This window comes from Caldicoprobacter faecalis (assembly GCF_900115765.1).
In the GTDB taxonomy this organism is placed as follows: domain Bacteria; phylum Bacillota; class Clostridia; order Caldicoprobacterales; family Caldicoprobacteraceae; genus Caldicoprobacter; species Caldicoprobacter oshimai.
Genome location: NZ_FOXR01000056.1, coordinates 1 through 7,502, shown reverse-complemented (window position 1 = coordinate 7,502; position 7,502 = coordinate 1). Strand labels below are relative to the sequence as shown.

The following is a 7,502-nucleotide window of genomic DNA, read 5'->3' as shown; positions in this document are numbered from 1 at the left end:
TACCTTCATCTTTAGCTCCTTTTAAAAAAAGATAGTGCAAAATTTCAGAATCAATGGTAATATTGTATTGAGCCATTTCTCATCCCTCCAGTTAGGTTTTGGTTTTTACATTTTTAATTCTAACCAGAGGGGTGGGGGTGGCTCAACCCCTTTTTACACAATTATATGGACTTAACTCAATTATAATACAACAATAAGAAGATAATATATAAGGTAATATATCATATAAAAGCAGTTTGTGGAATGGCACTGGAATATCTTTTTTTAACCTAGCATACCTAACAACTGTGCTCCAAAACATGAATGGCACCATCGCTGCTACTAATAATCCAGTTATTTCTATAATCCCATGCGGTAAAAAACCACTATAAAATGCAGCAAATTGTTTATTTTGAATTATCAAGCTCAAAGCAATGCCAACCCCCAAGCCATTTATCACTAACATAATTAGTGCATAAATCCCAAAAGTTATTATCCCCAATATAATTATAAGACTTATCTGTATGCCGTTATGAATTAGAAGATCAAAAAAACTCGTTTTTGTAAAAAACAATGGAACACTATCTTTTGACTGTTGAACTTGAAATCCAAAAAACAAAGACATAACATATATAAAAAATACAAACGACAGTACTATCAGGTTGTTCTTAAGTTTGGATGATATTTTTTGCATAGAAGTACTTTTCCCCTTTTTTTATTGTTTTAACAATTACCAGAATAATTATGACGAAGAAAAATAGATTTGCAACAACAAAAATACTAAGTATCATCTTCCCTGAGAATCCATAAAAAGCAATTACCAAAAAAATAGCATATATAAGATCCAAAATCCTTTTAGGTATTATATAGAATTTGCCAAAAAAATCAATTTCTTTCGAAAGTTTTGTCATTTCTGCATAGCTTTGATAATTATAATTTATGTCATAACAATAACCATATAATTGAAACCATCCTGAAAGCGACAGTATAAAAATTGCCCAAACAATCAAAGCTAAATGTAACCAAATATATAATTGGCAATGAATAATAGAAATAAATATATTCAGCAGCAAAATAATTACAGTAGGTATTATGCTCAGTTTCGTAATTATAGACACCTTCTGAGCAAGCATTTTCAAAAAGCCGTAATTAGAAATTTTTATCAGCGATATATTTCTCATTTCAGCATTTGGCAAAACAATAAATGGCAGGTTATACCTCAGCATACGCCCATACTCAAATATGGTGACCATCACCGTATAAAATGAAGCAATCACTATAGCGTTGATATTATCAGTTTGATATATTGCTAAAAGCATTCCTCCATAAACGAAAAGCGAGCTAGGCATAATTAATAGCAACAAAGGTTTTTCAAAAACTAGTATATGATTTCTTAAGATCATTTTTAAATCCTTTTTCATATATCTTTTTCGTCAATTCCAGGAGTAAGTTTACGCATTATAAGTACAAGCCTTTCTAAGAGCCTGTACTTAAATCCATATTCAAGGTTTAGCGGCTTAAATCTATATCTCACTGACCTGTTTTGGGCAAATAAAACAATACTTATTGCAGCAAATATAAGCGTCATAATTGTTAAGATAATAGTTTCTCTTTGAAAATATGTTACGTATATCTGGTATATGTTTCTAAAATGATCTATTTTTTCTGTGACCAATGGAAAACTTGTGCTTAATGTCTCGGCCATTACATTTTTTAAGGTGTCAATAAATGAATATCCCTGCAAAAAATAATCTAGCCCTTTGAAAACAAAGCCAATAGCAAATTTTACCATAACATAAAACGCAAACGACAACAAGGTTGCCCTTATAATATAAACAATTTCTTCAAAAATACCTGAATGAAATTTTTGGTACTTCTTTGCCTTTGCATAAATTCCTATAATAAATAAGCTGAAACACGAAACAAAAAATAATAAAACAGCTACAAAAGCACTCAAAAAGTTTGACTTTGACGCAAAAATTAAATATACAGGTATTACAAATAAAGGTAAAGAGCTCAAAATATAGCTTATCAACTCTTTTGCCATAATTATGTAATGGATTATATTATCATCTAAATCACTGTGCAATAATATATTATTTTTCTCTGGTAAAAATACTCTTTGTGCTGAATTATTCCCATCAACGACAGCAGCAACAAAACAAAATCCGATACTTGCCCATAAGATAAATGACAACCTATGGGGAAATCCTAAAGCAGAAAAGACTAAACATAATATAAGTGGATTAATTAACTTTACTAAAAACGACAATAAATGTATGTAAAAATAATTTATCTTAGTATTAAAAAAATCTGAAACGGCTTCAACAACTGCTGAAAACTCTTTACGATATTCATTTACAAATAAATACTTAAGAATTATATAGTACGAACCCACTATACTGCCTCCTTGCATTAGGTAAATTATAAGGAGGGGCAATGATATGCCTTTTATCAGAAGCTCCTATGTCATAAAATTTAAAGTAAATTACCAAAGTACAGCTACTGCCCACAAATTTCTACTTAAATATGATTTTACTGTAATCACTACATAGTTTAAAATAGATGCTGTTACAGTAAGTCCTCCAAGACTCAATATTGATGCTATAATAGCAGCTGCAACTGCTACCCAGCCCACAGAATTTATAATAGAAACAATTTGTTCTGCTATCATCCTGTCAACTCCTAAAAATGACATTACATTTAGCATATGAACTCTTCACCTCCTTCAACAGCATATCATTGCCCTTTTTAGAAAAACCTGTAATATCCGAATTTGATTACTCAGAGATATCCATTATAATCCGCAGTATAAAATGTTAACACCTACACTGATATCACGATATTACAAAACTCGAAAAGCAAAGCCTATCAGTTTTAATCTCTTTACTAGAAAATAATCTTTTTTTTGATATCTAACCTTAATAATGTGTTTATTATGCTATATTTGATACGCTTGTACATACTTGCCAAATGTTTACTTTTAATTGTAATTTTATCCAAATAAATTGGCAATCCTCTTTTTTTCTATTTATATTCATTTACTCTGTATTTTCTTATAATACCTCTACTTTTTTATTGTATCTCTATTTTTTTAGTTCTATAAATATCCAGAATATCTAAACATCAGCATAGCCATTTATATAAAAATTGGTCAACGCTTAAACTTAAAACCCGGCATATGGGGACATCTCCCCGGTGAAAAAGTAACCGCTCAAATATCTCAAATCAGGATGATCCCTTTAGGTTCCGATGCCATATCACCTGCTCCCCACCACGATATATACTCAAATGGACAGACCATTTAATCCACTTTGAAAGATAAAAGTCTACCTATTTAAGAAAACATTCAATTTTATATAATTTTGATGTTTATCGACTTTATGCCCCAAAACATGCAATTATTGCCTATTTTGGGGCATAAAGTATCAGAGGTAAAAAAGATAACCATTCAGTTAAATTTACTTTTCAGTGCTGTCCCCGATAAATTTATATTGCATTATTTGGGTAATTGTGGTATACTGATACTTGCAAAGTCAAAATAAAACAAAAAATGTATTTATTTTCTGTTCTAATCGTTACAAGAACTATTTCATTTCTTAAGTTTTGTAAACAACGATATAGAAATTATCAACGAAATTGAAAAAATGATGTTGTTGAGATCTCGCACAGGATTCTCTTTGTTTTGTGGTTTAAATTTGTTACTTGGTATTAATCTATTTACAAAAGTAAAGGGAATTCCTGCTTAATTAAAAATAATAAAGACAGTAAAAACCCTGAAAATAAAATTTTAAGGGTTTTACAAAAGGCCAAATTAAAATTTAAAAGTGAGCTTTGAATGGGAGATAGGTGAATGATATGCAAAGAGGTTACAAAATAGTCGCTGTTCTTGTTTTTATTGTTATTGCTGGGGTTGGAATTTTTACAATATTAAGTAATGCCAAGAATCAAGAGAATTTACCATTAATTGTTCAGCGCCCAATGCCTAAATCCGGTTCTGGAGGAAATTTTTTAAGTTTAACCTTAGACATTCCCGAGCCTCAGTTCCCGGAGAAAATGATGGTTTATAAGGTTATTAAGCCTGCATTGACAAAGGAGATGATTCGAGAACAAGCTGCAAAGCTTGGCGTAGTTGGTAGTGTTGAAGAAACAGAAGTTGACTTTCGTGTGATGGCAGCCAATGGTTCAATATTCTCTGTTGACAAAGAAACTGGATCTATCAATTTTACTACCAAAGAATTCGAAACAGCCGTTTCACCGCTAAAAACGGTGCTTTCAGATGAAGAGTACAAAAAGTTAGCCTTGGAATTTCTTACTTCTTGTGGCTTAATGAAAGAGGAAGCAGAATTTAGAGATGTTAACAAAGAGAACACAGTAACTATTGTAGAAAATGGCGTTGAGAAAAAACTCCCATTCATGATTGAGGTGAGGTTTGGACGGAAAAAAGATGACATTCCATGGGGCGGAGTGGGTCCGAAAATATCGGTGTACTTTGGAGAAAATGGGAAAATAATCGGTGCTGCGTCGGTTTGGCGGGAGGTAGAACCATTTCGTGAATATCCTATTAAGGAGTTTTCCAAAGCCTTGGAGGATATAAAACAAGGGAAAGCCACAATATATGAGGCGTTGCCTAATGATTCTGGTAAAGTAAAAGAAGTAAGGCTTATGTACAGGTTGGATCCAATTGGATATCAGCAAGAATATGTTATACCTTATTTTATGGTTATAGGAACCAACAGCAAAGGAACACCTTTTGCGGCTTTTACCAGAGCCATTTCGGAGGAATATATACTTGAAAAACCTGTCCCACAGGTAACGGCACCAGCAACAACGAAATAATGATATTGCAAAAAAGTTTGAGTTAATAAATAAAATATAGGCTGTACCTTTAAGCAATCATAATGGTACAGCCTTTTTCAATATACTTCCCTATTGGTGGCGATACAGCGTTTTGTTCATTTGCTCTGTATAAGCTCCATAAACCTTTTAGCAGCGGCGGTGAGCGGCACATTGCGCAGCTTTATTATACCAAAATGCCTGGGGGGGATCTTTTCCTTCAAGTTAATCTCAAACAGCGTACCTTTTTTTATATATTCCTCTGCAAAATTCCTTACTACGCAAGATATACCTAGACCTCTGCAGGCAAACTCCACTATCAAATCGCTGGTGGCAAGCTCAAACTCCGGGACCAGGTTCACCGAGTGTCGGGAAAGAAATTCGTCTATATACCGCCTTGTGCTGGTGTTTCTCTCCAGCATGATAATGGGGTACTCCGCAAGCTCCTTGATGGACACTTCCCGCCCGGCAAGATGACCAAAGCGCTCATTTGCCACAAAGCAGTCCTGTATCTCCGTCGCCTTGAAAATCTCCAGCGAATCATCGTCGGGCAGCGGAAGGCTCACCACACCGAAATCAATAGCCCCCTTCTTCAAAAACTCTACCGTCTCTGGCGAAGGCCTGTTGGTGACCATTATCTTCACCTTGGGGTACTGCTTGTGAAACTCTTCAAGATAAGGAAGCAGGAAATACTTTAGCGTCATATCGCTTGCGCCTATGCGTATGCTGCCGATATCCAGATTTATAGCCTCCATGAACTTGCTTTCAGCCAGCATTATCATATTGTATCCCTGTTCGATGTACTTGAACAGCACCTCGCCTTCGGGCGTCAAGACAATGCCCTTTGGCGCTCGGGTAAAGAGCTGGCCTCCCAGCCTTGATTCCAGCTTTTTGATGGCCTGGCTGACAGCAGGCTGAGATATAAAGAGCTCCTGGGAGGCCTTGGATATGCTACCCGCTTTTACAACGTGATAAAAAATCCTGTAGAGCTCCAGATTTACATCCATCACAAGCCCACCTTTATAAGGTATACCTTTAAATTAATTTTAATCCATCTCTCAATACTTGGTCAAATAATGCTCAATCTCCCATGGAGTGATCTTCGTCCTATAGTCTTCCCATTCTTTGCGCTTTGCTTCAATGTATTTGGTCAAAATGTGCTCTCCGAGAGTTTCCCTCACCAGTTCACTTTTTTCCATTTCATTGATGGCCTCTTCCAAGCTGGCCGGCAGCGAATCAATGCCCTCTTTCATCCTTTCTTCACGGCTCATCCTGAATATGTTCTTATCGGTAGGTGGCGGTGGTTGAATCTTATTCTTTATCCCATCAAGCCCGGCAGCCAGGATGACAGCAAAGGCCAGGTAGGGGTTGCAGGACGGATCGGGAGACCTGAGCTCCAGGCGTGTGGCTTCGCCCTTAGCCGCAGGTATTCTGATGAGCGGGCTTCTGTTTCTGGCAGACCATGCGATGTATACCGGAGCTTCGTAATCAGGCACCAGGCGTTTATAGGAATTTACCAGCGGATTGGTTATTGCAGTAATTGCCTTTATATGCTTGATTATACCGCCTATAAACCAGTAAGCCTCCTGGCTTAATTTGAGCGGGTCATTCTCATCGTAAAAGGCATTTTTACCATCTTTATACAGCGACACGTTGGTGTGCATACCCGAGCCGTTTATACCAAATATCGGTTTAGGCATAAAGGTGGCATGCAAGCCATTCCTCTGAGCCATGGTCTTTACAACCATCTTAAAAGTCATCACATTATCCGCGGTCGTAAGGGCATCCTGATATTTAAAATCAATCTCATGCTGTCCGGGCGCCACCTCGTGATGTGAGGCCTCTATCTCAAAGCCCATTTCCTCAAGGGCAAGGCATATATTTCTTCTCGCATCCTCGCCCAGGTCCACAGGACCAAGGTCGAAATAGCCGGCGTTATCATGAGTTTTAATGGTAGGTTTCCCCTCGCTATCGGTCAAAAACAGGAAAAACTCGCACTCGGGTCCCACATTGAATTTATCATATCCCATGTCGGCAGCCTTTTTCAAAGCCCGCTTCAATACATACCTGGGGTCTCCGCTAAAAGGAGTACCATCGGGATTGAGCACATCGCAGATAAGCCTTGCCACCCTGCCGGGCTGTGGACGCCACGGGAATACCGCAAAGCTGTTTGGATCGGGTGCCAGGTACATATCCGATTCTTCAATCCTGACAAAACCCTCAATCGATGAGCCGTCAAACATGCACTTGTTGTCCAGCGCTTTCTCAAGCTGTTCAGATGTGATTGCCACATTCTTTAGAGTCCCCAAAATGTCGGTAAACTGGAGGCGTATGAATTTTACATCCAGTTCCTTGACCAGCCTTAAAATATCCTCTTTGCTGTATCTTGCCATACAAACACTCCCCTTTTAAAGTTAAATTTTAGCAAAACAAAAAGACGTACTCAACAGACGGTTGTACTCGCCGTTGAGTACGCCTTTATAAACATACTAACGCTGCGCGCCATTGCGCAATATAAAATATACACCCTACATGCTGATAGTATATAATGAAGCATTAAAAATGTCAACAAAAATTTTTTATGGTGTTGTTAGGTTCGTTGTAAAATTAAATGCAACACCCCAAAAAATTATAGAACCATAGTGAGAAATCCTGTATGATATAGATATCCAAAAATCACTAACCAT

Annotated in this window: 7 protein-coding genes and 1 pseudogene; 2 read left to right on the top strand and 6 right to left on the bottom strand. The window is 36.7% G+C overall.

Features of this window, described 5'->3' with window-relative positions:
- Positions 1-142: 142 nt before the first annotated feature.
- The 4 genes from BM241_RS11665 to BM241_RS11650 all read right to left on the bottom strand — a co-directional run bounded on the left by BM241_RS11665 (position 143) and on the right by BM241_RS11650 (position 2,689).
- Positions 143-673, bottom strand: coding sequence for a stage II sporulation protein M (locus BM241_RS11665; protein ID WP_092282867.1), 531 nt, complete (start codon positions 671-673; stop codon positions 143-145).
- Positions 648-1,382 carry a hypothetical protein gene (locus BM241_RS11660; RefSeq protein WP_143094098.1) on the bottom strand — a complete coding sequence of 245 codons (735 nt, stop codon included), beginning with the start codon at positions 1,380-1,382 and terminating at the stop codon, positions 648-650. Before BM241_RS11660 ends, BM241_RS11665 begins: the two co-directional genes overlap by 26 nt.
- A 14-nt stretch (positions 1,383-1,396) precedes the next feature.
- Positions 1,397-2,377, bottom strand: a complete 981-nt coding sequence (locus BM241_RS11655) for a hypothetical protein (RefSeq protein ID WP_092282865.1) — start codon at positions 2,375-2,377, stop codon at positions 1,397-1,399.
- 90 nt (positions 2,378-2,467) lie between these two features.
- Positions 2,468-2,689 (bottom strand): uberolysin/carnocyclin family circular bacteriocin, encoded by a 222-nt coding sequence (locus BM241_RS11650; protein ID WP_025747803.1) that lies wholly within the window; start codon positions 2,687-2,689, stop codon positions 2,468-2,470.
- Positions 2,690-3,092: 403 nt separating this feature from the next.
- On the opposite strand from BM241_RS11650, the pseudogene BM241_RS11645 reads away from it, so the two are divergent.
- Both BM241_RS11645 and BM241_RS11640 read left to right on the top strand, forming a co-directional pair.
- Positions 3,093-3,269, top strand: a pseudogene (locus BM241_RS11645) (glutamate synthase-related protein); the annotation flags it as partial.
- A gap of 559 nt (positions 3,270-3,828) precedes the next feature.
- Positions 3,829-4,818, top strand: a complete 990-nt coding sequence (locus BM241_RS11640) for a hypothetical protein (RefSeq protein WP_143094097.1) — start codon at positions 3,829-3,831, stop codon at positions 4,816-4,818.
- A 116-nt stretch (positions 4,819-4,934) separates the two neighbouring features.
- Here the strand turns inward: BM241_RS11640 and BM241_RS11635 are convergent, their stop codons facing one another.
- Both BM241_RS11635 and glnA read right to left on the bottom strand, forming a co-directional pair.
- Complete coding sequence (locus BM241_RS11635; protein WP_025747805.1) at positions 4,935-5,822, bottom strand: LysR family transcriptional regulator; 888 nt, start codon at positions 5,820-5,822, stop codon at positions 4,935-4,937.
- Between the two features lie 51 nt (positions 5,823-5,873).
- Positions 5,874-7,208 (bottom strand): type I glutamate--ammonia ligase, encoded by a 1,335-nt coding sequence (gene glnA, locus BM241_RS11630; protein ID WP_092282864.1) that lies wholly within the window; start codon positions 7,206-7,208, stop codon positions 5,874-5,876.
- Between the last annotated feature and the right edge of the window lie 294 nt (positions 7,209-7,502).